This window comes from Arthrobacter globiformis, from assembly GCF_030817195.1.
In the GTDB taxonomy this organism is placed as follows: Bacteria; Actinomycetota; Actinomycetes; order Actinomycetales; family Micrococcaceae; genus Arthrobacter; species Arthrobacter globiformis_D.
This window is the reverse complement of the sequence record NZ_JAUSYZ010000001.1, coordinates 4,477,755-4,502,360: the sequence shown is the minus strand read 5'-3', so window position 1 is coordinate 4,502,360 and position 24,606 is coordinate 4,477,755. Positions and strand designations below refer to the sequence as shown.

The window sequence follows — 24,606 nt, the reverse complement described above, 5'->3', positions numbered from 1 at the left end:
CAGTTACTAAGGCTACTTATTGTGTAGTCCGTGCGGTGGGTGACGTCAAGTTCCCGTAAGGGTCTGATCAGGGCATTTATCCGCGCCGTCCCGGTTCTTCCCACAGGAAGGCCAATGTGGCGGCCCCGGCTTTCAGGATGTCCACGCGGACGCTCTCGTCACTGTCGTGCCAGTTGTCTTCCACGAGTCCCGTTCCAAAGAAAACCACGGGGACATTCAAAGCAGAGGAGAGAAGATCGGCAGGTCCGCCTCCGGCGTTCCCCATGCGGCCGACCTCCGGTGACCCGAAGCCTCTCTCCTTTGCTGCTGAGAGGGCATTCAGGAACGGGCCCTCCGGCGTGCGGTAAAACTCCTGCGCTGTTTCGGTGTCCAGGGACAGTGCATAGCCGTAGTCCTCGCTGATGGTTGCCTCCACCCAGCGCCGCACCTGCTCAGCCACCTCGTTGACCTTTTGGCCGGCAACTGTGCGGATGCTGAGTTCGGCCGACGCCATCGAGGGGACGGCTGCACGTTTCACCCCCACAGGGTCCCCGGCAGCCAGGGCAATCACCTCAAGCGCCGGACGCTCCCAGAGCCGTTCGAGGACGGTGTAGCCCTCCTCGCCGCCGATGCTGCGCGTATGCGAGCGTTCCAACCAGTCTTCGGGATCGAAGGGAAGAGCCGCCAGTTCGGCCCGGCGGCGAGGGGAGATTTCTTCGACGTTGTCGTAGAAGCCGGGAAAGGTGATTCTGCCCTGCTGGTCGTGCAGCCGCGCGAGCAGCCTGCTGAGTTCGAGGGCGGGGTTGGGGGGCAGTGCCGGACACTGCGCCGCTGTGGATGTCGGTGAACGGACCGTAGACCTCGATGCTTGCGCCGAGCATGCCGCGGATGCTGGTGCACAACGCCGGATGATCGGCGCGCCGCCACAGCAGCGTGTCGGAAAAGATCACCGCCTCGGCGTCCAGGCGCGACCGGTTGGCCTCGAGCAGGTCCGGCAAGCCGGGGGAGCCGGCCTCTTCCTCCCCTTCGACGAGAAACTTGAGGTTCACCGCCGGGGGCTGCGTCCCGTAGCGTTCAGGTGTGCAGGGATCCCCCAATGTGGGCCATCACCTGGCCTTTGCCGTCCGAGCTTCCCCGGCCGTAAAGCCTGCCGTCCTGCAGGACCGGATCGAATGGCGAGGTCTGGTCCCAGTTTTCCTCCTTGACGGCGCGGACGTCATGGTGGCTGTAGATGAGCACAGTAGGCGAGCCAGGGGCGGCAGCCCATTCGGCCCGGGGATGCGGCCGGCGGGGGACAGCGGTAGCGTTCACCCCATGGCCAGTCAGGGACAGATGACGGGAGCGGCAGGGGTTCCCCCGTCGAAAGCCGCGGGGATTCTCTATGGCCTGGGTCTCGGCGGCTTTGTGGACGGAATCGTCCTGCACCAGATCCTGCAGTGGCACCATATGGTGAGCAACACGCACGATCACCCCGTGGACACCGTCGCGGGGCTGGAAGTGAACACCCTCGTGGACGGGTTCTTTCACCTCCTCATGTGGCTGCTGGTCCTCGCGGCGTCGGTGGTGACCATCAGGGCCTGGCGTCAGGGGCGGCTGGCACCTAATTGGAGCTTTCATTTCGGCCTGGTCCTGGCCGGCTGGGGGATCTTCAACGTGGTGGAAGGCCTCGTGGATCATCAGCTCCTCCAGATCCATCACGTCCGTGACGATCTGGGAGGTCCAGTCGTCTGGGACCTGGGATTCCTGGCCCTCAGCCTGCTCCTCATCGCTGCCGGCTGGCTGCTCCACGGGCGGGGCGTGGCCGCCCTACAGCGGCAGACGGTCGCAGAACAGTAGTCCGGCGGGAGAAATCCGGTGCTGGCTCTGGATATCGTGATGCTCCTGCGCCAAGATAATAAGCATGCTGATCATCCCTTCCGGGAAGGTTGGTTCATAGTCTTTTCTTAGGAGGTTGCTTCCGTGAACGAAATTCCCGAACATGATGACCTGCCGCTGGCCGACTACGACCACATTCCCAGCGGCACCTTGCCGTCCCGCATCTCAGGCTTGGATGAGGCAGGCGTGGGTCAGTTGTTGAGCTATGAACGGGCCCACGGCAACCGTCTGCCGGTGGTGCAAATTTTGGAAAGCCGTCTGGACGCCCTTAAAGGCGGCGCCGAGCCCAGCGCCACGTCTGCGCCGGACACTCCTGAAGTAAGTCAGACCCAGCACGGCTCGAAGGTATCACCGGCTACGTCGGGACCGCCGATCAACCCGCCGTCTCAGGGGGTTCCGACCAACCCCGCACAGCCGCGCTGACTTTACGCCGCCGCTGAGCCGGGTCCGTCCGGGACCTGCCTGCCCGGGTCAGTCCAGGTCGGAGTTGTCCAGTTCGTAGATGGCATGGTCAAGCAGGTCACGCTGGATGGGGCGGAGCATGTATGAGCCGTGGAGGTACGCGTCAATTTCCATTGCCCCGGCGTCGCCGCCAATGCTGAAGTAGTGCATCCAAAGTTCATCGACGTCAAGGTCGGACTGCCGGAAGGCCTGGGCTGTCCGGTCTCTTTGGGCCTCGCCATCAGACTCAGAGGTCATGGTGCCTGGGGGTCGAGGTCCATTGCGGGCGCAATGATCCCTTTTGCAAGTTCGCTCAGCAGGAGGTTTTCCGTGCGGGCGCGGCTGATCATGGCCTGCATGGCTTCCCTTTCGTTCACCTGGAGCCGTTCCATGAGGGCGCCCTTGGCCATGTCGATGAGGCTCCGGCTGTGCAGTGCATCCTTCAGGGATTCGCTGAGTTGCGCGGCCCGTTCCCTGGTCTGGATGTTGGACAGGATGAGTGCTGCGGGTTGGGCGAGGAGTGCCAGGACCTGCTGGCTGTGCAGGTCGAAGGCGTGCGCGCGGTCTGCGTAGACCTTCAGGGCGCCGATGGGCTCGGCGGTTCCGTTTCCCGTGGCATCCGGCAGCAGGAGGGGGACGCTGATACAGGACAGCAATCCGAGCGGGGCACTGGCACTGGCCCACTCCTGCCAGCGGTGCTCCCGGCGAAGATCATCCACCACGACGGCTTGGGCGCTTGCCCAGGCTGTGAGGCATGGCCCCTCCCCGAGGTCGTACTGCAGCTGGTCCGCCTGCTTCACAAGGCTGTTTGTGGAAGCTGTGCTCGTTGGCCGGCCCTGGTCGTCGAAGAGTGTGGCCCCTGCGCCCACGCTGCCGGCCAGGCTTTCATGAGCGGCTTGGGCTATGTTGGCCACAGCTTGGTCAACCGCTGGCGCCGTGAGCAGCAGGCCCGCGACCCGCGCGAAGATCTCGGGCAGTTCGCCTGCCATTGGGTTCTTCCGCGTCACGGGCTGGCCTCACAAGTCTTCGGTATTTTAAACATCCCCTGGGGGAGATAGTCGGCAGATGATCTCCATACTAATCCCGGCTTTACCGACGACGCCGGTGGACTTACTGGCGAGGCCCACGATCAGTGGAGGGACCCTCATCGGCGGAGGGATCGGGGAGCGCTGCACCGTTCAGGATGTCCGTGGCGATCTGCTTCAGTTGCTGCTTGCTGGACCGTGCCATTTCATGCAGCAGTCTGGCGGCTTCCTCCCTGCTGCCGCGGGTCTGGGACATGACGAGGCTCAGGGCTGCGTCGATTACCGCCCGGGACTGCAGGGCCGTGTGCAGGCGGTCCTGCTGGGCGGGAAGATGGTGCACGCGAAGCGCCAGGCGGAGGATGCGGGACAGGGACGCGCTGTAGGACTCTACTGCCGCTATGGTCGATGTGCCGAACGTGGACATGTTCAGGGCATAGCAGTTCAAGGCGGCCGCCGCGTTGGGCCCTGCGTCAATGGGAACTGCAAGGACTGACTGAACGCCTTCGGTTGCCACCGCTTGTGAGTAACGGTGCCACCTCGGTGACGTTTCAAGGTCCTCGACCAGGACGGTCCGGTCTTCCCGTAAAGCCGTCAGGCAGGGACCGTCGTCGATCCCGTACTGCTTTTCATCCATCTGCTTGGCTTTGTCGCTGCTGCTGGCCACGGTGGCGGGCCGGCCGTCGCGCTCAACTGTGATCGCACACAGCATCGGGTCCGGTGCTGCGAGCTTCGATGCCGAGAAAACCGTCAGCTCAAGAAGGAATTCGTCGAACCCGGGACTTTCCAGCAGCAGGTCCTGCAGCTGCTCGGGCGTGGGTGCCTGGTTTTGCCCGGACGTCGACAGATGGCCTGACTCAGCGGCCATGCGATGCCCCGATCCACGTTGGGCCGGTTGCCCGGCCCATGTCTACCGCCGGATTTGAGATCCGGAACGATCGTGGACTGGTTTCCACGGCCAATGACGTGACGAACGGGCCTGCCGCAACCTCTGGGTCCTGCCCGGCAGCATGCCTGGCTGGATGATCGCGTCGCCCTTACTTTTGAGCCTACTCCCAATGGGCCGCTCAAGATACGCGCGCACATGCCGGAACGCTACATCCGAATGTCACGCTGTAGCGTTCCGGCGTTGTCGCCTGAGCCAGGCTCAGGCGGGGCTATGTGTTTTGGACGTGGTCTTTGGCGTCGGTGGCTGTGGTTTTGACGTCGGTGGCGGCGGTTTGGCCTTCTTCCTTGACGTGCTGGGCGGCGTCGGTGGCGGTGGCCTTGACGTTTTCCATGGCGTCCTGGGCGGGTTCCTTCCAGCCCTGGGCCATGTCCTTGGCCGCGTCGGTGAGCTGGCTGGTCATGGGTTCGGCGGCGGTTTTAAGGGCGTCGGCGGCTTCGCGTTCCTTCTGGCTCGGCGGGATGAGGGAGGAGACGAGCAGCCCTGCGCCGAACGCGATCAGCCCGGCGGCGAGGGGGTTGCCCTGGGTTTTGGCCTTGACCTGCTGGGGGGCGTCGGCGATCGCTTCGCCGGCGGTGCTGATCGCGTTCCCGGCGGCGTCGGTGGCCTGGTGCACCCCGCCCGAGGCGGTGTGCGCGGCGTGGTGGAGGCCGCCGGTGGTGCTGTGGGTGGCGTGGTCCGCGGTGCCCATGACTTTCTCCTTCACTCCGAAGACGGCGTCTTTGACCTTGTCGGTCTGGCGGTGGACGATGTTGGACGGGGTGACCTTGTCGGCCACGGCGTCCACGTTGGTGCCGAGGCGGGCGCGGGTGGCTTCGATGTCGGCGCGGATGGCGTCCGGGTTCTCACTCATCGGTGGTCTCCGTTCGGTTTGAGGGTAGGCGGGATTTCCTGCACTGTCTCGACGGTTTGGGGCATGCCCTTGATGGCTTTGAGTTCCTTGCGGCCCACGGACGCGAGGATCGCGGCGATGATGCCCCAGATCACGGCGACGACGACGGCGGACCAGCCCAGGCCCATCAGCTCGCCCAGGGCGTACCAGAGGGCGATGGAGAGGAACAGGAGCACGAAGTGCCCGGCGACGCCGGCGCCGGCGAGCATGCCGCCGCCCTTGCCGGCGCGGCTGCCGGACTGTTTCAGTTCGGCTTTGGCGAGTTCGATTTCCTGCCGGATCAGGGTGGACAGGTCCCGGGTAACCTCGCCGAGGAGGTCACCGAGGGAGGTGGTGTCGGCCTTGGCGTGCGCGGCCGTTTCCGGGGTATCAGGGATCTGGCTGCTCACAGGGGACGACCTCCACCCTCGGTATACGGGTCCTCGGGATCGCGCAGCGGAACACCTGCCGAACCCGGAGCGTCAAAGCCGGGACGGGCAGGCTCGCCGTACACGGTCTCTGCGTAGGTGGTCGGGGTTGCCTGCGGTGCGTCATAGAGGGGGGCAGCGTCGAGGCTGCTTTCCGTGACCGGTGGCTGGACGGGGTACTGCGGGAGCGTGCCGCTGGTGGATCCGACGCCGGTTCCGGTGTCGGGGGCGCCTGCCTGCAGGCTGCGGCCAAGGCGTCCGGCAAGCATGCCGGCGCCTGCCGCGAGGAGCAGGAAGGTGCCGGGGCGCTGGCGTGCGAAGGACTTCACCTCATCCAGCAGCGAGCCCGGGTCCCGGTTGTCCAGCCAGGACGCGACCGATGCGGAGCGGTCTGCGGCTTGCCGGATCAGGTCCGAGGCCACGCCCTGCTGGTCCGGCGCGTCGGCCATGGAGCGCAGCTGCGAGGAGATGGTGCGGATGCCTTCGGCGGCCTTGGCCTGCTGGTTGCCGGCCTGGCTGGTCAGGTCCGACTTCGCCTGGTGCAGCAGATCCCGGGCGCTGTTCTTGGCTTCAGACGCGACGTTCGCGGCCTCGGCCTTGGCTGTCTCGGCCACGTTCTGGGCGGCCCCGGCAGCGTGGCCAGCCACGTTCGCGGCCTCGTCTTTCGCCACGTCCTTCTTAGAGGATGTGCCGTCCTGGTATCCGGGAGTGCCCGAGTAGTCAGTGGTGCCCGCGCCGGCCGCCGCGTAGCCCGGGGTTCCCGCGGCGGCGGTGTCGTAGCCGGTGCCCGTTCCAGTGGTCCCGTAGCCCGTGGTGCCCGAGCCGGTCGTGCCCAGACGCGTGGTTTCCGCTTCGGTGCCAAATGGGTTCTCGGTCATCATTGCTCTCTTTCCTTTGAGGGGTAGCTGCTGCTGATGAACCAGCACTCAGTAATAGTAAGCATGATTAGCATCGGATAGTAAGTACACTTCCTACATGTGTTGCAAAATTGCCGGCGGAGCTGGGAAGCCTTACGAGGCGTAGTCTGGCAGTAGAGATTGGTCGGCGCCGTCCGCCTACCCAGGGGCGTTCTAGCCAAGAATGTTTGTACTCTGGATGAACGGCGGAGCTGCCCGTTGAAACGAGGCTGATATGAGCGATCAAGCCCGCGCGTGGGACCGTGAGGACGTCGCGGGGCGGCTCCAGGAACTGGTGCTGGAGAGCCTTGATGTCGGAGATTTCCTTGCGGAGCTGGCTGAGTACGCCGGGGATTTCTTCTCCGCGCCCGGGATCAAAGTGCGGTGCGCCTTTACCGTGCTGCGGAGGAAGAAATCGGCCACGGTGGCCAGCAGCGATGCGCAGGCCCGGATGCTTGACGAAGTCCAGTTGGCGTTTGGCGAAGGTCCCTGCCTGGCTGCCATGCAGGAAATGTCCACAGTCCATGTGCCGGATGTAGACTCCGAATCTCGCTGGCCGGCGTACATGTCGGCCGTGGGCGGGCACGGTGTGGGTTCAATCCTTGCGGTGCCGCTGGCGCTGGAGGGCGAAACCCGGGCCGCGCTCAACCTCTTTTCGCCCCGGCCGCATGCGTTCAGCGGGGAGGACATCACCGGCACCGAAGAATTCGCAGCGCAGGCCTCCAAGAGCCTTCGGCTTGCCCTCCGCATTGCCCAGTTGACTGAGGCACGAAACGACCTGACTGCGGCCATGCAGTCGCGCACCGCAATCGACGTTGCCACCGGAATCATCATGGCTGAGAACAGATGCGGCCAGGAGGCCGCCCTGCAGGTCCTGAAAACGGCCTCGAGCCTGAGGAACGTGAAGCTGCGTGACGTCGCTGCCTCAGTCGTCGCCTCGGTCTGCAGTGGTTCTGCGGTATCCACCTACTTCGATGAATGAGCTGACTGTCGGCATCGCCTTATTCTTGAAATATGAGCGCCACAGAAGCATCAACCGTCGCCTTTGAAAGCCGCTTCGCCACCGAGCTCTCCGAGATGGCCATTCCCTGGAAGGCAGAGGAGGTCCCTGATCCGCGGCTGCTGGTCCTGAACGAGCCGCTGGCCGCCGAGTTGGGCTTGGACCCGGACTTCCTGGGGAGTCCGGAAGGACTCCCTCTGCTGATCGGCAATGCAGTGCCCGACGGCGCCACGCCCGTTGCGCAGGCATACTCCGGCCATCAGTTTGGCTGGTTTGCGCCGAGGCTAGGCGATGGTCGTGCGCTCCTGCTCGGTGAGATTCTCGACGTCGACGGCCGCCTTCGCGACATCCATCTGAAAGGCTCCGGCCGCACTCCGTTCGCGCGGGGAGGTGACGGCTTCGCCGTCGTGGGGCCGATGCTGCGAGAGTATGTGGTGAGCGAGGCCATGCACGCCCTGGGCATCCCGACCACGCGGTCCCTCGCAGTGGTGGCCACCGAGCGTTCCGTCCAGCGGGAGACGGTGCTGCCAGGGGCGGTTCTCACGCGCGTCGCGAGCAGCCATCTGCGTGTGGGGAGTTTCCAGTATGCCCGGGTCGCCGGCGACGTCGGACTCCTGCGCCGCCTTGCCGATCATGCGATCGCCCGCCACTATCCGGATGCGGCGGAGGCGGCCAATCCGTATCTCGCCATGTTCGAGGCCGTGACCGCCGCCCAGGCCTCCCTGGTTGCTCAGTGGATGCTGGTGGGCTTCATCCACGGTGTCATGAACACGGACAACATGGCCATCTCGGGGGAGACCATCGACTATGGACCCTGCGCCTTCATGGACGCATTCGACCCGGCAACGGTCTACAGTTCGATCGATGAGAACGGACGCTACGCCTACGCGAACCAGCCGGTGGTTGCGGAGTGGAACCTGACCCGGCTGGCGGAGGCGCTCCTTCCGCTGTTCGACGACGACGAGGAGCGCGCCGTCGCGCTGGCGCAGGATGCGCTCGGCGCTTTCCGCCAGCAGTACAGCGCTGCCTGGCTGGCCGGCATGAAGGCGAAGCTCGGGCTGGACAGCAGCAGTGCCGACGACCTCGCTTCGCCGTTGATTGACGAACTGCTCGGGCTTCTGCAGGAGTGGCGCGTCGATTACACGTCGTTCTTCCGGCGTCTGGGCGCGGCAGTCCGCGGCAAGGATGAGTCCGCGCGAAACTTGTTCCCCGAACCGGACGCCTTCCTGGCGTGGGCCAGACGCTGGCAGGCCCTGAATCCGGATGCGGAGATGATGGACCGGGTCAACCCGGCGTATGTGCCCCGCAACCACCTTGTTGAGGAGGCACTGGACGCTGCGACGAATGGCGACCTTGAGCCGCTCCGGCGGTTGCTCGAAGCGGTGACGGACCCGTATCACGAGCGTCCCGGCGCCGAACGTTATGCAGAGGCTGCGCCGGAAAGCTTTGGCCCCTACAGGACCTTCTGCGGAACCTGAGTGGGTTAGCTGGCGCCAGGGTGCACCAGCGTGTCCGGATCCAGCTCACTCGCCGGCGCATCGGACAGTCCCTGCGGCGTAAGGTCCAGGTCGTCCAAAGCGGTCATGGCTGCAATCGGGGCGGCGTTCAACCCGGCGCCCGGGGCGATGGTGTTAGTCATGGTTCTCTGTCTCCTGAAGTGAGCGGGGCGGTGCATTGTGTGCTGACTCGCTATTTTCCTTGGAAACGTTGCGCGTGCCAAAGTTGCGCGGGGAAGGCGATTGGTGTAGTCCGATCCGGATTGTGTCACTCCCGGGCGTGCGGAGTGAGGGAATGGACGACGCCGGCACCCCCTAATACGCGGGCCGCTGCGGCCAGTGCGGAGGCAGTTTTGTGACGGCCGGTTACACCTCGCCGCCGTCGATGATGTCCTGGGCGAGTTGGTTCAGGGGTTCGTTGCGGCGCCGGGAGGCGCTGATGAGCGTGGCCAGCGCCTGGTCGCGGCTGACGTGGTGGCGCTCCATGATGATCCCCGTCGCCGTTCCAATGGCATCGCGGGCTCCGAGCGCGCTGATGAGCCCGTCGCTGAGGCGCTCCGCTGCGTCGCGGGCCTGGGCGTTGGCAAGCATCAGCGCAGCAGGGCGCGCCAGGAGTTCAATGAGGCGGATGGCTTTAGGATCGAAGCCGTCGGGAACGGGGGAGTAAACCTTCAGGGCGCCGATGGCGCCGTCGGGAGTGGACAGCGGCGTGCTGACCACCGAGCGTAGCGGCAGGTCGGCGATTGCACGGCTCCAGGCGGGCCAGCGGTGGTCGGTACGGCTGTCCCCGACCGTAACGGTTGCCTGCTGGGCCCAGGCAGTCAGGCAGGGGCCCTGTCGAAGGTCGTACTGGAGCTGGTCTGCCTGCATGACGTCCGGATCAGTGGAAGCCGTGCTGGTGCGCCGGCCGCGCGTATCCATCAGGCTGACTCCCGCACCCCAGGTCCCCGGGATGGCTTCCTTCAGGGCATGGGCGAGCGCGGAAACTGCTTCGTCGACGGTTTCGTGGGTCAGCAAAAGATCGGCGATCCGGACGGTCAGCGCCGCCAGCTCGTCGGCGAGGGGCAGGTTGGCTTGCATCAGGACCTGGCTGGCACTCGGCGCCGGGAGGGCCCGCGGCGGGCGGGCCGCCTCGGCGGCAGGATTTCGGGCCGTGCAATGGTGGAGTCTGCTGAAGGAGGCATGCGCGTTCGTTCCTTTCCTGGGCCGCTGAGTGCCGTCCAGGTGGCAGGCCGCGGTGTCGAACGTATTAGGACGATTATTTCAGCGGAAGCCGCGCGCCGCGAGGGGTGCGCGGTTTATATATGCAGCTATATATGCAGCGGCCCGAAGCGGAAGGCACTGACCGAGAAAATACGAGCTTCAGTAATCATTGTGCGAGAGGATAATCGCTTACAAGGACGTGTTTCCTCAGACTTACAAGGACGTATTTCCTGAGATAGGAGCGATGGTGCTCGGTCTGACTGGATCCGCCGAACGGGCCGCGGCCGCTGAGGCGGAGTTGTTCAAGGCGCTGGCGCATCCCGCCCGCGTCAGGGTCTTGGATGTGCTCACGGCAGGGCCAGCGTCGGTGACGGAGCTCTGTTCGGCCACCGGACTGAAGCCGTCGCACCTGGCGGGGCAACTGTCGCAGTTGCGTGCCCAGCACCTTGTAACTGGGCGCCGTTCGGAGGGCAGGCTGCAGTACTGGTTGTCTTTTCCCCAGATTGCTGACCTGCTCGCCGCCGCCGGGTCGGTGCTAGACGCTCGGACCACGGCCGGCGCGGGCGGTCTTTCCGGCGTCGGCGTGCCTGGCGCAGATTCCGTGCCCCTTGATGACGTGCCCCTTGATGACGTGCCCCTTGATATGGGGAGCATGGCGGATGACTCCGCGGCGGTACTGGGGGAGTCATTGGAGAGTAGCGCCCGCTCCTACGTTTCGCGCACTAAGGATTAGTGGTTGACGGGCGGTCAGCGCTGGGTCAGACTCGTGATTGAGGAATTGATGAATTCATAGTTTCTTCAATCCTCTCCATTGGGGGCCCTCTGCCCTGGTTCGCGCAGAGGGGCCGGAGCGCCGCGGAGCAGCTGGATACCACTGGCCGGGGGCCGCGGAATAGACGGAAAGGGGCCGGAACAGCGTGGTTCCGACCCCTTTCCGGTTAATACTGTTCCGGAGCTACGGGCGTTCGAAGAGGCTCAGAATATTGCCCTCACTGTCCAGGAACCAGGCGGCCTTGCCCGCGTCCGAGGTGGCAATGCCGTTCTCGGTCTTCAGTCCCGGAAAATCGTATTCTTCGAACACGACGCCGCGGCTCCGCAAGTCCTGAACGTCCCGCTCGACGTCGTCCGTCACCCAGCCCATCTGGGTGTTTCTTGCGGTGCCCGCGTTGTCAGTCTGGTACAGCAGGAACCTCGTCCCGTTGCCGCACTGGAACATCAGGTTGTCGTCCCCGGGTTCCATGGGCTCCAGTCCCAGCTTGTCCCGGTAAAAATCCTTCGCCCTGTTCACGTCCTTCGCCGGAAGGACAGCCGCGACTTCTGTGTCTCTGAGCATGACAGTTCACTCCTCATTGAGTTGATGGCGATGGTCCCCCTGTTCGGTGCCGGGAACGGACTGGCCGTCCGTGCCCGGGCCGCGTCGCCGCCCATTTCGCCGACACCCGGGGCGGCCACCTGGGACTCCTTGGCACCCCGGCAGCATCGCCGGGCGCGAGGGTCCCCGAAGTTATACGGGGACATTATGGAACCGAAGTGCCACCTGCGGATATAGGACGCGGGGACAGGAAAGAACGACGTCGGCCCGGCGGCCCGCTGCTGATGTTGGCCGGCGGGTTGGGTGCGCGGCCCACGGCCGGGCGCGAGGTCCGCTCAGGCGCGTTCAGGCGCGCGACTCGAGGCCGTGGGCCGTCAGCGGGCCCACGGGGCAGAGTTTGTTGACTGTCTCAGTGAGCTGCCGTGGGCGGAATGGCTTGATCAAATACGCAGCGGCTCCGGACGCCAAGCCGGCCATTTCGTCGTCGAGCTCGGCCCGGGCGGTGATGAACAGCATTGGCGCCTCAGAGCGCGCCCGGATATGCCGGGCCACGTCCAGGCCGTCCATGTCTGGCAGGTTCAGGTCAACGGTCACCAGAGCTGGGTGGTGCTCCCACGCCGCGGCCACCCCCTCAACGCCGTTGCCGACTGCATGAACGTCAAACCCGATCCGCGCCAGGATCAGTGTGAGCAGATCGCGAATATCCTGGTCATCCTCGATGACCAGGCAAAGCCCCCGTGTACCCAACGTGCCCCCCGGCCTGTAGTAGGTGTGCACAGTGTAGGGCGCAAACCTCAAGAAGTGCAGGGCCTGGGCACGAAAAAGCCCCGCACCATTTGTGAAGGCGATGCGGGGCTTCCCGGGGACGACCATCCGCATGGGGGAATAGGATGGGGCCCCGTACAGAAAGTTACCCGCGCGTAGGTTTGTCCTTCAAATGTACGATCCTGCTTGGTCCGGCAGTGCTATCGCGCTCGCCCCGAGCCGGGATGCGTTGACGCGGTACCACTTGGCCAGCAGCGGCTGATTGTTGCGGGTCCGGCGGCGGGCTGGGTTAGGCAGCCAGGTCCCGGAGGGTGGACCAGGGCCACCGCCGCCGGCCCCGGATAAAGTGTCCGCCTTCGTTCTTGGAAGAACTTTGGAGTTCCCTTGGGCCCTCACGGGGAAACGGGGGGTCTGCCGGTGAACGCCCCAAGGTGCCCCAGCTATTTCCCCATGTCAGCGGACAATACTGACAGCGTCCTGACGGAGACGGAATCCGCGCCCGAACCCTCGGAACAGCCGGGTCCGGCCGCATTCCCCCCTCACGCACCGGACCCGGCAAAACTCCCACTAAGCTGCGCGTGATCTGACACGGCGTGTTGCACAGGCCACGTTCACGGGGTGTTCACCCGGAGCTGGTTCCATTGATGCATGGACGCGAACGCTGGCAATGATCACGACGCCGCCCTTCCGCCGGTGCGGGGGATGCTGACCCCGGGGGCGGAGGCGAAGGTTCGAAAACCGGGCCGCCCCGCCCGGGCCGGCGGCGTGCCCCTTGATGGGTCCGTCTTGTTCGCCTGGAACGACGGGCTGTCTTCACGCAGGGTGCATTTTGCCGGGGACCCCTTGGTTGTCCTGCCCGAGCTGGAGCACGCGGACGCGTTTTAGCCGTCCGTCCCGAGGGTGGCGCCGGTGAATGTGTGCCGCGGGCGGGTTTTTGTCAGAGGGTTCTGGAAGAGTCCTGTCTGGGACGGATCGGACGGCCCGCGAGTAGTATCGGAAACATTCACAGCCCGGAGGGTTCCGGAGACTGGAGCAGCACATGCAACTCGGCGCTTTCTCACTCAGCCTCGCCGTCAAGGACATCGCGGCCTCGGCAGCGTTCTACGAGAAGCTGGGATTCACTAGGTCCGGGGGCGAAATCGACCAGAACTGGCTGATCCTGCGGAACGGGCAGACGGTGATCGGCCTCTTCCAGGGCATGTTTGAGAAGAACTCCCTGACCTTCAACCCTGGCTGGAACCAGGACGCGCAGCAGCTCGACTCATTCACCGACGTGCGCGATCTCCAACGCCAGCTGAAGGACCAGGGCATTCCCTTCGTTGCGGAAGCTGGCGACGGTACGGGGCCGGGCAGCTTTATCGTGATGGACCCCGACGGCAACCCGGTCATCGTGGATCAGCACGTGTAATCCGTAGCCTCCAACCAGAGAGGAGCCAGAAAATGCCCAACACCCCTGAGGATCTGGTCAGCGTCCGGTACATGGTGGACGACGTAGAAGCCGCCGTCGGCTTCTACACGAAGCACCTCGGCTTCACCGAAAGAATGAACGCGGCACCGGCATTTGCCGACGTCGTGCGCGGTCAGTTGCGTCTGCTGCTGAGCGGGCCCACGAGCTCGGCGGGCCGGCCAATGCCCGACGGCGCGGTCCCGGCACCGGGCGGATGGAACCGGATCCATCTCATCGTGAGCGATATCGCCGCCGAGGTGGACCGTCTGCGGGCCGCGGGGGTTCCGTTCCGGAACGACATTGTTAAGGGGCCGGGCGGCCAGCAGATCCTGCTGGAGGATCCGGCCGGCAACGTCGTCGAGCTGTTCCAGCCCGCCGGCCAGTAAACGCCGAAAATGCAAAAGCCCCGCCCGCCGGATCCGTGTGAATCCAGCGGGCGGGGCTTGTGTGGCCAAGGGGCTTGCGCGGCTGAAGGTCGGTCCGCTAGTGGGCTGCCGTCGCAGGGGTCTTGTGGACCAGATAGATGGCGCCGGTGGTGACGTCCTCCTCGAGTGCTTCGAGGGTGCGGCCGCGGGTTTCCGGGACCTGCGTGTAGATGAAGATGAGGGCCAGGATGCCCACAACGCCGAACATAAAGAACGTTCCGGTGATGCCGACTGATGCCACGAGCGTCGGGAAGAACAGGCCCAGGAAGGCGTTGGCGATCCAGAGGCAGAAGATGGAAATGCCGATCGCGAAGCCGCGGATGTGCAGGGGGAAGATCTCCGAGAGCATCACCCAGACGGCGATGTTGAGGAAGGTCTGCATGGAGCCGACGAAGGCAACCACCAGGAAGAGGATCACGAAGGGCCGCGCCGGGTTGCCGACGGGCAGCGCGATGGAGGCGATGCCGATCAGGAAGTGGCAGATGGTGGTCAGCGTGAAGCCGAGGAGCAGGGTGGTGCGGCGGTTGACCCGCTGCATCATGCTCAGGGCGATGACGCCGCCGACGACGGCGATGACGCCGGGAGCGATGTTGGCAATGAGGGCGCCGCTGGAGCTGAAGCCGGCCTCAACCAGCACGGACTGGCCGTAGTACATGATCGAGTTGATGCCGGTCAGCTGCTGCGCCACGCCCAGCCCGATGCGCGACGAGCAGGATGCGCAGGATCCACTTGTTCTTCAGTGCGCCCCAGCCGGAGAGGTTCATTTCCTTTTCCTCATCCGCCAGGTGCTTGACGTCGGCCATCTCCGCTTCGGCGCGGTCGGATGAGCGGATGGTCTTGAGCACGGCCAGCGCGTCCTGGTTGCGGCCCCGGGAGATGAGCCAGCGCGGGGACTCCGGCATCCGGAGCATGCCGAGGAACAGGGCGACGGCCGGTACGGCGGCGACAGCGAGCATGATGCGCCAGACGCCGCCGAATTCGCCCCAGAGGTTGCCGATGATGGCGTTGACCACGAACGCTGCGAGCTGGCCGATGACGATCATGAGCTCGTTGCGGCCGGCAAGCGAGCCGCGGATCTCGTAGGGGGCGAGCTCGGCGAGGTACACGGGGACCACGGAAGAGGCGCCGCCGACGGCGAGGCCGAGGATGACACGGCCGACGACCATGACCTCGAAGTTCGGCGCGAACACGCAGGACAGGGCGCCGACGAGGAACAGGACGGCGAGCAGGATGATGGTCTTCCGGCGGCCCCAGGTGTCGGAGAGCCGGCCGCCGCCCACGGCGCCGGCCGCGGCGCCGAACAGCAGGGAGCTGGTCACGATGCCCTCGGTGATCGGGGTGAGGCCAAGATCGGCGGTCATCGGCCGGAGTGCGCCGTTGATGACACCCGTGTCGTAGCCGAACAGCAGTCCGCCGAAGGTTGCCACCATGGCCACCATGCCGAGGCGCTTGCGGTGCGGTCCGTTCGTGAGCGGCGGCAATGAGGGCGTATGGGCGGCGTCGCGCTGGGCTTGGGTTGCAGACATAAGGACTCCTTTGTCTTAAGTTTGCGGGACGTGTGCCCGCTGTCACATACAGACTAACGCGCGAAAGTCGTAAATGTAAGGTCAAACTTACAAATGACCTGATTTTCCGCTGTTTCCCCTCGTGGGAGGATGGCGGTATGACGATTCAGCGGCAGCAGCGGCCGGCCACCCAGGCTGATGTTGCGCGCGAAGTCGGCGTTTCCCGGACGCTGGTGTCCTTCGCCTTCCGGGGTGCCTCGGGCGTCAGCGACGAGACCAAGCAGGCCATCTTCGACGCCGCCAAGCGTCTGGGATACCGGCACAATGCGGCAGCTGCCGCCCTGGCAAGCAAGCAGCGCACCGCCGTCGGGCTTTACCTCCTGGACCTCCGGAACGAGGTCTTTTCGGACGTCCTCAACGGCGTGCGGCTGGCGCTTCCGCAGGCGCGCAACCGTCTCATCCTCAGCGTCTCCCGCTCGATCGGCGGCGAGGACCAGGGGGCCCTTGACTCGCTCATCGAGGCACGCGTGGGGATCATTATCGCCGCGACGTTCCTGGACCCCGACGAACGGGTGCGGGAACTGGCGCAGATGGTCCCGGTGGTGAGCGTCACGCGCCGGGTGGAGGGCGTGGACAGCGTGTACCCGGACGACCAAGCCGGTGCCCGGGCCGCCGTCGAGCATCTCCTCGGACTTGGACATACGCGGATCGCCCACCTGGCGGGGCCGCAGTTTGACGGTCACACCGTGCGCCGGGAAGCCTATGAGCAGATCATGCGGTCCGCCGGTCTGACCCCGCAGACCGTGGCGGCCGACGATTTCACGCATGAGGCCGGGGAGCGTGCGGCGGCGGAGCTGCTGGCCGGACCGGGCCGGCCGACGGCTGTCTTCACGCATAACGACCAGTTCGCGCTGGGTGTCCGCGAAGCCGCCTACGCCATGGGCCTGACGATTCCTGGGGACCTGTCGCTCGTGGGCTATGACGATTCGCCGACCGCCCGGCTCCACGGCATCGACCTGACCTCCGTCGACCTCCATGCTGTGGAGCTCGGGAAAATTGCCGGAAGCGTCGCGCTGGAGCGGCTCAACGACCCCGGCGCCCCCATCGCCGACAGGTGCATCACGCCTCAACTGGTGGTCCGGCGTTCCACAGCTCCGCTCCGCTAGCTCCGCCTTGGTTGCGAGTTTTTGTCCGGATATCGCGAGGTAAACACCCCCGAAGTCGTGACAGCTGTACAAAAACTCCACGCCCGGGAGGTGAGTGCGCCGCCGGGCGGCGCGGTCAGCTGCCGCCGATGACCGTTGACCGCGGCACCAGGCGGTGAGGATCCAGCAGGGCGGCGATGGCCCCGGCGATTTTCGCCCCGCCCTGCACGGATGGTTCAATCGCGTTCGCGTAGTCGCCGTCGTGGTTGCAGACTATCCGGAGGTCGAGCAGGTTCAGGCCCCGGGTAAACGCGGACCTGGTGACGCAGTCATTGAAGACCGTGAGGGCGGTCCTGATCATCCGGTAGAAAGGCCCGGCGGACGGCGTGTCGTAGATGGTGCATACCGCGGCGGGCAGGCCGGTCGCTGAAAGCGCTTCAGCCATCAGCTCATAGTCGGCGGTGAACCGCTCCTGGGCATCGGCGAAGAGGTCCAGGGCCTCAGCCACAGATTGTGCGGGGGCCTCGAGCAGGTGGGCGAAGCCGAGCGCATCGTTGCCGCCGGCGCTGACTACCAGGTGGGTGGCGCCGTCGGGAAGCGCGAGCAGCTGGCGGTGCACCCCGGCAATCACGTCGCCGTCAAGCGCCAGCAGCGTTGCCTTCCAGCCGGGCGGCAGTGCATCACGTAACTGCTCTACGACGTCGGGCCCGCCGTCAACGTACGCTTTGTTGTCGAAAATCGAGTCCCCGAGCAGGACGATGTGGCCGCCGGTACTGCTGTTCATGCCGCATCGTCCCACGAAAGGCGCGTCCTGACGAGAGTTGGGAAGGCCAGGGGTTCGCTGGCACGGGCGCGGAAAGCCCGATGGCGGCGGTCCAGTTCCGGCCCCAGGTGCCTGAGTTTTTGTACAGATATCGCGAGTTAAACACCCCCGAAGTCGTGACAGCTGTACAAAAACTCCACGCCCGGGGGAACGCATGGGCGGCCCCGGGTCCATCGGCCTCTTGATTGAACTGCCCGCTCTTGTTGCACTTGAGTACGCACGTCTGTGGGTGAACCGCCTCCTCCGGCGATTCCACGCTCCGACCGCCAACCCCCAGGAGACCGCCATGACCGCCGACCCAGCCAAGAAGCCCTACGTCCTGTTCGTCTGCGAGCACAATGCCGGCCGCTCACAGATGGCCGCCGGGTTCCTCACCAGCCTGTCCCGGGGAGCGATCGAGGTGCGTTCTGCCGGTATCCAGCCATCGCACGAGGTGAGCCCGTCCGTGGTCGAGGCCATGGCCGACGTCGGCGTCGATATTTCCGGCGAAGTCCCCAAAGCCCTCACCACCGGCGCACTCCAGGAGGCCGACGTCGTGATCACCATGGGTTGCGGCGACGAGTGTCCGGTGTTCCCCGGCAAGCGCTACGAAGACTGGGAGCTGGCTGACCCCCGAGGCAGGGGAATTGAGTCGGTCCGCCCGGTCCGCGACGAGATCCGGACGCGCGTCGAGGCCCTGGTCACCGAGTTGCTGCCCGCCCGGCATGCAGACGCCCAGTAACAGTTTCCGTGAATGAGCCTGAAGAGAAGGAGCCAGCAGTGAGCAAGAACGCCAAGTCCGAGGATGCCAGCACCGACAAGGCCGGCGCTGAGGAGGCCAGCACCGACAAGGCCGGCGCCGCAAAGGTCACCAGCGAGCAGTTGATCATTATCGGTTCCGGGCCCGCCGGCTACACCGCCGCGATCTACGCTGCCAGGGCCGGCCTGAAGCCCCTGGTCCTGGCAGGCTCGGTCACCGCGGGCGGCGCGCTGATGAACACCACGGAAGTGGAGAACTTCCCCGGATTCCCGGAGGGTATCCAGGGTCCGGAGCTGATGGACGGCCTGCAGCAGCAGGCGGAGAAATTTGGTGCGCAGGTGGTGTTCGACGACGCCACCCAGGTTCAGCTCAAGGGCCATCTTAAGCGTGTGGTCACCGGCGGCGGTGACACCTATGAGGCTCCGGCGGTCATCCTGGCCACCGGCTCGGCGTACAAGGAACTGGGGCTGTCCGAGGAGAAGAAATTCAGCGGCCATGGCGTCTCCTGGTGCGCTACCTGCGACGGGTTCTTCTTCCGTGACCAGGACATCATCGTGGTCGGCGGCGGGGATTCCGCGATGGAGGAGGCCACCTTCCTGACCCGGTTCGGGAAGTCCGTGACCGTCGTCGTCCGCAAGGGCGAGCTGCGCGCCTCCCGGATTATGGCGCAGCGGGCCAAGGACAACCCGAAGATCACGTTCGCGTGGAATTCGGCCGTGACGGCGATCCACGGCAACGGCAAGGTCAGCGGCGTCACCCTGACCGACACGCGCAGCGGCGAAACCCGGAAGCAGTCCGCCACCGGGCTCTTCGTGGCGATCGGGCACGTGCCGCGCACCGAACTGGTGGCCGGGCAGGTGGAGCTCGACGCCGAGGGCTACATCAAGGTCGATTCGCCCACCACCTGCACCAACCTGAGTGGCGTGTTCGCGTGTGGCGACGCCGTGGACCACCGCTACCGCCAGGCGATCACCGCCGCCGGCACCGGGTGCGCGGCGGCCCTCGACGCCGAGCGGTACCTGGCCGCGTTGGAGGATGCGGACAGCATCGCCACGGCACTGGTCGAGGAGCCCACCCACGCCTGAGCCGTCGTCATCGAGTTCCGTCCGGCGAATCCAACTAGGTAGCAGCACGGGGCGTTCTCAGCCCCGGGAACGCCCTGTGCTGCTACCTACATGGGGAGGCGCGCGGAAGAGGTGCGGGCGGAACGGGTGTGCGGATGGGGGAGGCGCGCGGAAGAGGTGCGGGCGGAACGGGTGTGCGGATGGGGGAGGCGCGCGGAAGAGGTGCGGGCGGAACGGGTGTGCGAATGGGGGAGCGCGAAAGACGAGACGACGGTGGCTGAAATTTAAGGGACGGCGGCGGCTGGGGGGGCCGCCCTGGTCTCAGACAGGCGGCACCGCCGCCGGCCCAGCCCCGGTGGTCGCCTTAATTATCGTCCTCACTCGACCCAAAAAGAAGTGGGAGTTGGCGCTGATTTTAGATAAATTTCTGCGCGCGGCTCCACCCGGGATCATAGGCATGGGTGACCTGGACGTCTTGGCGGGAGAGGGCAAAGCGGTCGAAGCTGTCACGTCCGTTCTGGTCCTCAGAGTCGCTTTAGTAGTGCAGGACGCGAAGCCTGTTGGAGGTTTCTGAGGCCAAGTTTCGCGCAAGAGTTAGCCCCAGCCCGGAGGCCCGGGACCGGACCCCAAACACGGAGGCCCAACTGGCTGGCAGTTGTTGTCGTTTTCAGCCGTCAAAACGACAACAACTGCGAGCTACTTGGGTGAACGGGAGGGGCGGACGTCGCGGGGACCGGCCGGGTACCCGCGGTGACGGCTGGCGAAGATGATCACCAGCGCCACAGCCAGGGGAACCGCCGCCGCGAGCGGCACGAAAAGCGCGCCGACGGTGTTGAGGGCCAGCGCACCGTACGCGGCCCCGACGGCGATGCCCAGCTGGATCGTCACCACGGCCAGTCCGTTGGCGGCGTCCTTGTGCTCCCCGCCCGCCCGGAGGATCGCCGCCTGGTTGTAGATGCCGGCGGCTCCGAAGGTGATGCCCCAGAGGGTCAGGAGTGCGAGGCTGCCAATCCACGTGCCGCTGAGTGCAGGCAGGAGGGCAAAGCTTGTCAGGAGCAGTGCCACGCCGGCCAGGACGGAGCCCCGGGGCCGGGCGTCCGCCGTGAGGCCGGCGATCCAGATGCCCACCAGGCTGGCGACGCCGATGACGGACAGCGAGATGCCGGTGGCGTTGTCGGGCAGGCCCGCGGTCAGGAGGAACGGGGCGATGTAGGTGAACAGGGCGAAGTGCCCCAGGAGCAGCAGCGGCCAGGCGGTGGCGACGGCGATGACCCCGGGCAGTGCCATGGCCGCGCGCAGTGACGGTGCTGAGTCACGGTCGGCGTCGGAAGCCGGAGGCAGCAACCGGACGGCGAGCAGAGCGAGGAGTGCAGCGATCCCGGCCAGGACAAGGAAGGACGTGCGCCAGGAGAGCACGGACCCCATCATCGTGCCGAGCGGGGCGCCCACGGCCAGGGCGATGCTGTTGCCGCTGAATACTATGGCCATCGCCTTGCCCACAGAATGCGCCGGCACGATCCTCGCAACGTACGGGGCCATGCTGGACCAGAGCAGGCCGTGGGCCACGCCGCCGAGGAGCCTGGCGCCGATGGCGAGGGCCAGGTTGGGGCTGAAGGCCAGCAGCACGTTGCTCAGCGCGAAGGCCAGCACGGTCACGATCAGCAGGGTCTTGCGGGGCATCCGCCCGCCGAGCAGCCTGGACAGGGGAAGCGCCGTGATGACGATGACGGCGGCGTAGGCAGCTGTCAGTGAGCCGACGGCCGATTCCTCCACGCCCAGGTCACGGCTGATCTGCGGAAGCAGCCCCGACGGCAGGAGTTCGGTGGTGACGGCGGTGAACCCGGCCATGGCCAGGATGAGCAGGCCGGCCCGCGGGATCCGTGATGTGGGGGCCGGCAGAGCGGCGGTGATGGCGGACTGGCCCGATGGGGCCTGCGTCGGGGTTCCGGATCCGGAGAGTTCTTGGGTCACGTATTTTCCTGAAAGTTTCGTCATTGGTGTCGCCTGCCCGTTGCCCCGGGGGTGGTGGAACGGCCGACGGCGGGCCGGCCCCTTAGGGGACCGGCCCGCCGTCGGGCTTTTATCGCCTTAGAGGGTGGCGGTGTCAATCACGAAGCGGTAGCGCACGTCCGAGGCGAGGACGCGTTCGTAGGCTTCGTTGATCTTGTCGGCCGGGATGACCTCGATCTCGGCGCCGATGCCGTGCTCGGCGCAGAAGTCGAGCATTTCCTGGGTTTCGCGGATGCCGCCGATCATGGAACCGGCGAAGGCACGGCGTCCGCCGATGAGTGCGAACGCGTTGACCGGGAGCGGCTCGGCCGGGGCACCGACGTTGACCAGGGTGCCGTCGAGGGACAGCAGTTGCAGGTAGGAGCTGATGTCGATCGACGCGCTGACCGTGTTGATGATCAGGTCGAAGCTGCCGGCGAGCGCTTCGAACGTGCCGGCGTCGCTTGTGGCGTAGTAGTGGTCCGCGCCGAGGCGCAGGCCGTCTTCCTGCTTCTTGAGGGACTGGGACAGGACGGTGACCTCTGCGCCCATGGCGTGGGCGAGTTTGACGGCCATGTGGCCGAGTCCGCCGAGGCCGACGACGGCGACCTTCTTACCGGGGCCTGCACCCCGGCGCTTCAGCGGGGAGAAGGTGGTGATGCCTGCGCACAGCAGGGGAGCGGCGACGTCGAGCCCGATGCCGTCCGGGATGGTGACGACGAAGTCTTCGACCACCACAATGTGGGTGGAGTAGCCGCCCTGGGTGATGGTGCCGTCGCGGTCGACGGCGCCGTACGTGCCGACCATTCCCTTCAGGCAGTACTGTTCCTCACCGGCCAGGCAGTTGGCGCACTCCTTGCAGGAGTTGACCATGCAGCCGACGCCCACCCGGTCGCCAACCTTGTGGCGGGTCACTTCGGAGCCCACCTCGGTGACGATGCCGGCGATCTCGTGGCCGGGGGCGAGCGGGTACTGCTGCGGGCCCCAGTCGCCGCGGACGGTGTGGATGTCGGAGTGGCAGATGCCGGCGTACTTGATTTCGATGAGAACGTCGCGCGGGCCGACGGCGCGGCGTTCGATGGTGGTGGGGATCAGGTCCTCGGTGGCGGAGGGGGCTGCGTAAGCGTTAACGGTAGGCATGGTTCTCCTGTTTATCGGTGCGTGGTGGAACGGGCCGTGAAAGAGATCCGTTTCTTTCATCTACTTAACCCCAACGCCGCGGCGTGAGGCAGACCCTGCTGAAAGGGGTAACGACAGGGACCCCCAAGACTCTTCCCGTTTGTGGCGGACAGCACGGGACTGGCTGTTGAGGTGGGACTGTCTTTTTGGGGGAAGTGGGTTGTTCGAGGACTGATTCGGCTCAGGCCTGGCCGCGGCCAGGTTGATGGACGTGGCCCGGGTTAAGGTCGACGGCGGTCGTGCTGTCCGGCGCGGTGCTTTCGTCCGGCACCGCGTTTTCGGGAGGTCCGGAGGGTTCCGCAGCGGTTGCCGCCCAGCTGGCCAGCAGCCGCAAGCCGTCGGCGGACGGCGTGCCCGGCTCGGCAGTGTAGGTGAACATGGTGAGGCCGGGCGTGGCCGTCAGCTCCAGCCCGTTGAAGTGCAGGTCAAGCCGGCCGACGGCGGGGTGCTGGAACGTCTTGGCACCGGTGCGGTGAAGCCGGACATTCCGTTGCGCCCATCGCCTGCGGAATTCCTCGCTGCGGGTGGACAATTCCCCGATGAGGTCCGAGAGGCCTTTGTCGAACGGGTCGCGGCCGGCTTCCGCGTGCAACAGGGCCACACTCGTGTCGGCCGCCAGGTTCCAGTCCGCATACAGGCATTCGGAACGACGGTTGAGGAACGCGAACCGGGCGAAATTCACGGGCCGTGCCGGGTCTTCGTAGGCTGGCGAGTACAGGGCGCGGGCAAGGTCGTTGGCCGCAACGATGTCCAGGCGGCCGTTCTGGACGAAGGCCGGTATGCCGGCCATGCCGTCGAGGATGAGCTGGACGCTGGGGTGGATGGCCTGCGCCGGCTGTCTCCGCCGCCGGGCGGCGGGGCCGGCGGCCCGGGCAAGGTTGAACAGGTGCTCGTTCTCCGCCTCGTTCAGCTGCAGGGCGCGGGCGATGGCCTCCAGGACGGAGTCTGACACGCCGGCCAGGCTTCCACGCTCGACGCGTGTGTAATACTCAACGCTCATGCCAGCCAGCAGCGCCACTTCTCCACGGCGCAGGCCGGGCACGCGCCGCACGCCGCCGAAGTCCGGCAACCCCGCCTGTTCGGGAGTGAGCTTCGCTCGCCGGGAGGCAAGGAACTCCCGTATCTCATTCCGGTTGTTCATATCCTCCACGTTACGGACACCGTGAACGACGTGGGAGTCCCTGTCAGGGCCTGCCTGCCGCGGGGACACCTCAATTACTGTGAATCAGGGAGACTGCCCCGGAGACAGCCGAGTAGCGGGAAACGGAGCATGCAGAGTGGCGAGAATATTCATCACAGGTTCTGCAGGCGGACTCGGGCTGAATGCCGCGAGGGCGCTGATGCAGCAGGGCCACGAAGTGGTGCTGCACGCGAGGAATGAGTCGCGCTTGGCGGACGCCGGCGCGGTCCGGGACCAGGCCCTCGGGACCGTCTTCGGGGATCTTGCCGACGTCGCCGAGACGGTGCGGGTGGCGGAGCAGGCAGACCAGTACGGCCCGTTCGATGCCGTCATTCATAACGCCGGCGTGTACAGCGGCAGCCAGATCTTTTCGGTGAACACCGTTGCGCCCTACATTCTGACCGCGCTCATGACCCGGCCGCGCCGGGTCGTTTATGTCAGCAGCGGCATGCACCGGTCCGGCACGCCTGACGTCCAGGGGATCGACTGGACGAACGCGGCCAGGCGGCCGGCCGCCTACTCGGACAGCAAGCTGTACGTCACCACGCTCTCGGCAGCGGTGGCAACCCGCTGGCCGGACGTCGAAAGCAACGCGGTGGATCCCGGCTGGGTCCCCACCCGCATGGGCGGAAGCGGTGCGCCCGATGACCTGGAGCTGGGGCACGTCACACAGGTATGGCTCGCCACCCGGGAGGCCGCGGACGCCCCGGTGTCCGGAGGCTATTGGTTCCACCAGCAGCGCCGGCAGCCCCATCCGGCGGTGAACGACGCGGCGTTCCAGGCTGAGCTGCTCCAAGCGCTCGAAAGGCACACCGGTTTCGCGCTCGGGCCCAAGTAGGTCGCAGCTGAGGGCGTTCCCAGCGCTGGGAACGCCCT

At 65.9% G+C, this 24,606-nt stretch carries 28 protein-coding genes and 1 pseudogene; 12 read left to right on the top strand and 17 right to left on the bottom strand.

Going from position 1 to position 24,606, the window contains the following annotated elements; genetic code table 11:
* Positions 1-76: 76 nt before the first annotated feature.
* Together QF036_RS20605 and QF036_RS20600 are read right to left on the bottom strand one after the other, a co-directional pair.
* Entirely contained in the window at positions 77-793 is a 717-nt protein-coding gene (locus QF036_RS20605; protein ID WP_373460309.1) for a peptidase dimerization domain-containing protein, read from the bottom strand.
* Between the two features lie 260 nt (positions 794-1,053).
* Positions 1,054-1,290 (bottom strand): M20/M25/M40 family metallo-hydrolase, encoded by a 237-nt coding sequence (locus QF036_RS20600; RefSeq protein ID WP_307104860.1) that lies wholly within the window; start codon positions 1,288-1,290, stop codon positions 1,054-1,056.
* A gap of 3 nt (positions 1,291-1,293) precedes the next feature.
* On the opposite strand from QF036_RS20600, the gene QF036_RS20595 reads away from it, so the two are divergent.
* A complete protein-coding gene (locus tag QF036_RS20595) occupies positions 1,294-1,815 on the top strand; it encodes a DUF2243 domain-containing protein (RefSeq protein WP_307104859.1) in 522 nt (173 codons plus the stop codon).
* A 123-nt stretch (positions 1,816-1,938) separates the two neighbouring features.
* On the top strand, positions 1,939-2,277 hold the full coding sequence (locus QF036_RS20590) for a hypothetical protein (protein WP_307104858.1): 339 nt from the start codon (positions 1,939-1,941) through the stop codon (positions 2,275-2,277).
* Positions 2,278-2,325: 48 nt separating this feature from the next.
* On the opposite strand, the gene QF036_RS20585 is transcribed toward QF036_RS20590, so the two are convergent.
* The 6 genes from QF036_RS20585 to QF036_RS20560 all read right to left on the bottom strand — a co-directional run bounded on the left by QF036_RS20585 (position 2,326) and on the right by QF036_RS20560 (position 6,440).
* On the bottom strand, positions 2,326-2,553 hold the full coding sequence (locus tag QF036_RS20585) for a hypothetical protein (RefSeq protein ID WP_307104857.1): 228 nt from the start codon (positions 2,551-2,553) through the stop codon (positions 2,326-2,328).
* Positions 2,550-3,284, bottom strand: coding sequence for a GAF and ANTAR domain-containing protein (locus QF036_RS20580; RefSeq protein WP_307104856.1), 735 nt, complete (start codon positions 3,282-3,284; stop codon positions 2,550-2,552). Before QF036_RS20580 ends, QF036_RS20585 begins: the two co-directional genes overlap by 4 nt.
* 121 nt (positions 3,285-3,405) lie before the next feature.
* Positions 3,406-4,185, bottom strand: a complete 780-nt coding sequence (locus QF036_RS20575) for a GAF and ANTAR domain-containing protein (RefSeq protein ID WP_307104855.1) — start codon at positions 4,183-4,185, stop codon at positions 3,406-3,408.
* Positions 4,186-4,474: 289 nt separating this feature from the next.
* Positions 4,475-5,116, bottom strand: coding sequence for a DUF3618 domain-containing protein (locus tag QF036_RS20570; RefSeq protein ID WP_307104854.1), 642 nt, complete (start codon positions 5,114-5,116; stop codon positions 4,475-4,477).
* A complete protein-coding gene (locus QF036_RS20565) occupies positions 5,113-5,544 on the bottom strand; it encodes a phage holin family protein (protein WP_307100519.1) in 432 nt (143 codons plus the stop codon). The genes QF036_RS20570 and QF036_RS20565 overlap by 4 nt, the downstream gene beginning before the upstream one ends.
* A complete protein-coding gene (locus QF036_RS20560; protein ID WP_307104853.1) occupies positions 5,541-6,440 on the bottom strand; it encodes a hypothetical protein in 900 nt (299 codons plus the stop codon). The genes QF036_RS20565 and QF036_RS20560 overlap by 4 nt, the downstream gene beginning before the upstream one ends.
* Positions 6,441-6,693: 253 nt before the next feature.
* On the opposite strand from QF036_RS20560, the gene QF036_RS20555 reads away from it, so the two are divergent.
* Positions 6,694-7,440, top strand: a complete 747-nt coding sequence (locus tag QF036_RS20555; protein ID WP_307104852.1) for a GAF and ANTAR domain-containing protein — start codon at positions 6,694-6,696, stop codon at positions 7,438-7,440.
* A gap of 32 nt (positions 7,441-7,472) precedes the next feature.
* Positions 7,473-8,936 carry a protein adenylyltransferase SelO gene (locus QF036_RS20550; protein ID WP_307104851.1) on the top strand — a complete coding sequence of 488 codons (1,464 nt, stop codon included), beginning with the start codon at positions 7,473-7,475 and terminating at the stop codon, positions 8,934-8,936.
* A 5-nt stretch (positions 8,937-8,941) separates the two neighbouring features.
* On the opposite strand, the gene QF036_RS20545 is transcribed toward QF036_RS20550, so the two are convergent.
* Both QF036_RS20545 and QF036_RS20540 read right to left on the bottom strand, forming a co-directional pair.
* Positions 8,942-9,097, bottom strand: a complete 156-nt coding sequence (locus tag QF036_RS20545) for a hypothetical protein (protein ID WP_003802478.1) — start codon at positions 9,095-9,097, stop codon at positions 8,942-8,944.
* A gap of 223 nt (positions 9,098-9,320) precedes the next feature.
* Positions 9,321-10,034 carry a GAF and ANTAR domain-containing protein gene (locus QF036_RS20540; RefSeq protein WP_307104850.1) on the bottom strand — a complete coding sequence of 238 codons (714 nt, stop codon included), beginning with the start codon at positions 10,032-10,034 and terminating at the stop codon, positions 9,321-9,323.
* A 370-nt stretch (positions 10,035-10,404) separates the two neighbouring features.
* Between QF036_RS20540 and QF036_RS20535 the strand changes: the two genes are divergently transcribed.
* Complete coding sequence (locus tag QF036_RS20535; RefSeq protein WP_307104849.1) at positions 10,405-10,890, top strand: ArsR/SmtB family transcription factor; 486 nt, start codon at positions 10,405-10,407, stop codon at positions 10,888-10,890.
* A 222-nt stretch (positions 10,891-11,112) separates the two neighbouring features.
* Here the strand turns inward: QF036_RS20535 and QF036_RS20530 are convergent, their stop codons facing one another.
* Both QF036_RS20530 and QF036_RS20525 read right to left on the bottom strand, forming a co-directional pair.
* Positions 11,113-11,490, bottom strand: a complete 378-nt coding sequence (locus QF036_RS20530; RefSeq protein ID WP_307104848.1) for a VOC family protein — start codon at positions 11,488-11,490, stop codon at positions 11,113-11,115.
* A 324-nt stretch (positions 11,491-11,814) separates the two neighbouring features.
* Positions 11,815-12,348, bottom strand: coding sequence for a response regulator transcription factor (locus QF036_RS20525; protein WP_307104847.1), 534 nt, complete (start codon positions 12,346-12,348; stop codon positions 11,815-11,817).
* A 534-nt stretch (positions 12,349-12,882) separates the two neighbouring features.
* Here QF036_RS20525 and QF036_RS20520 point away from each other — a divergent pair.
* The 3 genes from QF036_RS20520 to QF036_RS20510 all read left to right on the top strand — a co-directional run bounded on the left by QF036_RS20520 (position 12,883) and on the right by QF036_RS20510 (position 14,067).
* A complete protein-coding gene (locus tag QF036_RS20520; protein ID WP_307104846.1) occupies positions 12,883-13,119 on the top strand; it encodes a hypothetical protein in 237 nt (78 codons plus the stop codon).
* Between the two features lie 154 nt (positions 13,120-13,273).
* Positions 13,274-13,642 carry a VOC family protein gene (locus QF036_RS20515; protein ID WP_307104845.1) on the top strand — a complete coding sequence of 123 codons (369 nt, stop codon included), beginning with the start codon at positions 13,274-13,276 and terminating at the stop codon, positions 13,640-13,642.
* 32 nt (positions 13,643-13,674) lie between these two features.
* On the top strand, positions 13,675-14,067 hold the full coding sequence (locus tag QF036_RS20510) for a VOC family protein (RefSeq protein WP_307104844.1): 393 nt from the start codon (positions 13,675-13,677) through the stop codon (positions 14,065-14,067).
* A 97-nt stretch (positions 14,068-14,164) separates the two neighbouring features.
* On the opposite strand, the pseudogene QF036_RS20505 reads toward QF036_RS20510, so the two are convergent.
* A pseudogene (locus QF036_RS20505) lies at positions 14,165-15,632 on the bottom strand (sugar porter family MFS transporter).
* Positions 15,633-15,769: 137 nt separating this feature from the next.
* Between QF036_RS20505 and QF036_RS20500 the strand changes: the two are divergent.
* Positions 15,770-16,777: a LacI family DNA-binding transcriptional regulator gene (locus QF036_RS20500; protein WP_307104843.1), complete on the top strand. Its 1,008-nt coding sequence runs from the start codon at positions 15,770-15,772 to the stop codon at positions 16,775-16,777.
* Positions 16,778-16,892: 115 nt separating this feature from the next.
* Here the strand turns inward: QF036_RS20500 and QF036_RS20495 are convergent, their stop codons facing one another.
* A complete protein-coding gene (locus QF036_RS20495) occupies positions 16,893-17,540 on the bottom strand; it encodes a GDSL-type esterase/lipase family protein (RefSeq protein ID WP_307104842.1) in 648 nt (215 codons plus the stop codon).
* Between the two features lie 325 nt (positions 17,541-17,865).
* On the opposite strand from QF036_RS20495, the gene QF036_RS20490 reads away from it, so the two are divergent.
* Positions 17,866-18,300, top strand: coding sequence for an arsenate reductase ArsC (locus QF036_RS20490; RefSeq protein WP_307104841.1), 435 nt, complete (start codon positions 17,866-17,868; stop codon positions 18,298-18,300).
* Between the two features lie 140 nt (positions 18,301-18,440).
* Positions 18,441-19,403, top strand: a complete 963-nt coding sequence (gene trxB / locus QF036_RS20485; RefSeq protein WP_307106022.1) for a thioredoxin-disulfide reductase — start codon at positions 18,441-18,443, stop codon at positions 19,401-19,403.
* Between the two features lie 675 nt (positions 19,404-20,078).
* Here the strand turns inward: trxB and QF036_RS20480 are convergent.
* The 3 genes from QF036_RS20480 to QF036_RS20470 all read right to left on the bottom strand — a co-directional run bounded on the left by QF036_RS20480 (position 20,079) and on the right by QF036_RS20470 (position 23,691).
* Positions 20,079-21,353: an MFS transporter gene (locus tag QF036_RS20480; RefSeq protein WP_307104840.1), complete on the bottom strand. Its 1,275-nt coding sequence runs from the start codon at positions 21,351-21,353 to the stop codon at positions 20,079-20,081.
* Between the two features lie 117 nt (positions 21,354-21,470).
* Entirely contained in the window at positions 21,471-22,511 is a 1,041-nt protein-coding gene (locus tag QF036_RS20475; protein WP_307104839.1) for an NAD(P)-dependent alcohol dehydrogenase, read from the bottom strand.
* 220 nt (positions 22,512-22,731) lie between these two features.
* Complete coding sequence (locus QF036_RS20470) at positions 22,732-23,691, bottom strand: helix-turn-helix transcriptional regulator (RefSeq protein ID WP_307104838.1); 960 nt, start codon at positions 23,689-23,691, stop codon at positions 22,732-22,734.
* Between the two features lie 136 nt (positions 23,692-23,827).
* On the opposite strand from QF036_RS20470, the gene QF036_RS20465 reads away from it, so the two are divergent.
* Complete coding sequence (locus QF036_RS20465; protein WP_307104837.1) at positions 23,828-24,568, top strand: SDR family NAD(P)-dependent oxidoreductase; 741 nt, start codon at positions 23,828-23,830, stop codon at positions 24,566-24,568.
* Positions 24,569-24,606: the final 38 nt, after the last annotated feature.

Bases quoted from the DNA above. Each gene is read 5' to 3' on its own strand.
- QF036_RS20595 (WP_307104859.1), top strand. From the start codon at position 1,294: ATGGCCAGTCAGGGACAGATGACGGGAGCGGCAGGGGTTCCCCCGTCG.
- QF036_RS20585 (WP_307104857.1), bottom strand. From the start codon at position 2,553: ATGACCTCTGAGTCTGATGGCGAGGCCCAAAGAGACCGGACAGCCCAG.
- QF036_RS20580 (WP_307104856.1), bottom strand. From the start codon at position 3,284: ATGGCAGGCGAACTGCCCGAGATCTTCGCGCGGGTCGCGGGCCTGCTG.
- QF036_RS20575 (WP_307104855.1), bottom strand. From the start codon at position 4,185: ATGGCCGCTGAGTCAGGCCATCTGTCGACGTCCGGGCAAAACCAGGCA.
- QF036_RS20570 (WP_307104854.1), bottom strand. From the start codon at position 5,116: ATGAGTGAGAACCCGGACGCCATCCGCGCCGACATCGAAGCCACCCGC.
- QF036_RS20560 (WP_307104853.1), bottom strand. From the start codon at position 6,440: ATGACCGAGAACCCATTTGGCACCGAAGCGGAAACCACGCGTCTGGGC.
- QF036_RS20555 (WP_307104852.1), top strand. From the start codon at position 6,694: ATGAGCGATCAAGCCCGCGCGTGGGACCGTGAGGACGTCGCGGGGCGG.
- QF036_RS20550 (WP_307104851.1), top strand. From the start codon at position 7,473: ATGAGCGCCACAGAAGCATCAACCGTCGCCTTTGAAAGCCGCTTCGCC.
- QF036_RS20545 (WP_003802478.1), bottom strand. From the start codon at position 9,097: ATGACTAACACCATCGCCCCGGGCGCCGGGTTGAACGCCGCCCCGATT.
- QF036_RS20540 (WP_307104850.1), bottom strand. From the start codon at position 10,034: ATGCAAGCCAACCTGCCCCTCGCCGACGAGCTGGCGGCGCTGACCGTC.
- QF036_RS20530 (WP_307104848.1), bottom strand. From the start codon at position 11,490: ATGCTCAGAGACACAGAAGTCGCGGCTGTCCTTCCGGCGAAGGACGTG.
- QF036_RS20525 (WP_307104847.1), bottom strand. From the start codon at position 12,348: ATGCGGATGGTCGTCCCCGGGAAGCCCCGCATCGCCTTCACAAATGGT.
- QF036_RS20520 (WP_307104846.1), top strand. From the start codon at position 12,883: ATGGACGCGAACGCTGGCAATGATCACGACGCCGCCCTTCCGCCGGTG.
- QF036_RS20515 (WP_307104845.1), top strand. From the start codon at position 13,274: ATGCAACTCGGCGCTTTCTCACTCAGCCTCGCCGTCAAGGACATCGCG.
- QF036_RS20510 (WP_307104844.1), top strand. From the start codon at position 13,675: ATGCCCAACACCCCTGAGGATCTGGTCAGCGTCCGGTACATGGTGGAC.
- QF036_RS20500 (WP_307104843.1), top strand. From the start codon at position 15,770: ATGACGATTCAGCGGCAGCAGCGGCCGGCCACCCAGGCTGATGTTGCG.
- QF036_RS20495 (WP_307104842.1), bottom strand. From the start codon at position 17,540: ATGAACAGCAGTACCGGCGGCCACATCGTCCTGCTCGGGGACTCGATT.
- QF036_RS20490 (WP_307104841.1), top strand. From the start codon at position 17,866: ATGACCGCCGACCCAGCCAAGAAGCCCTACGTCCTGTTCGTCTGCGAG.
- QF036_RS20475 (WP_307104839.1), bottom strand. From the start codon at position 22,511: ATGCCTACCGTTAACGCTTACGCAGCCCCCTCCGCCACCGAGGACCTG.
- QF036_RS20470 (WP_307104838.1), bottom strand. From the start codon at position 23,691: ATGAACAACCGGAATGAGATACGGGAGTTCCTTGCCTCCCGGCGAGCG.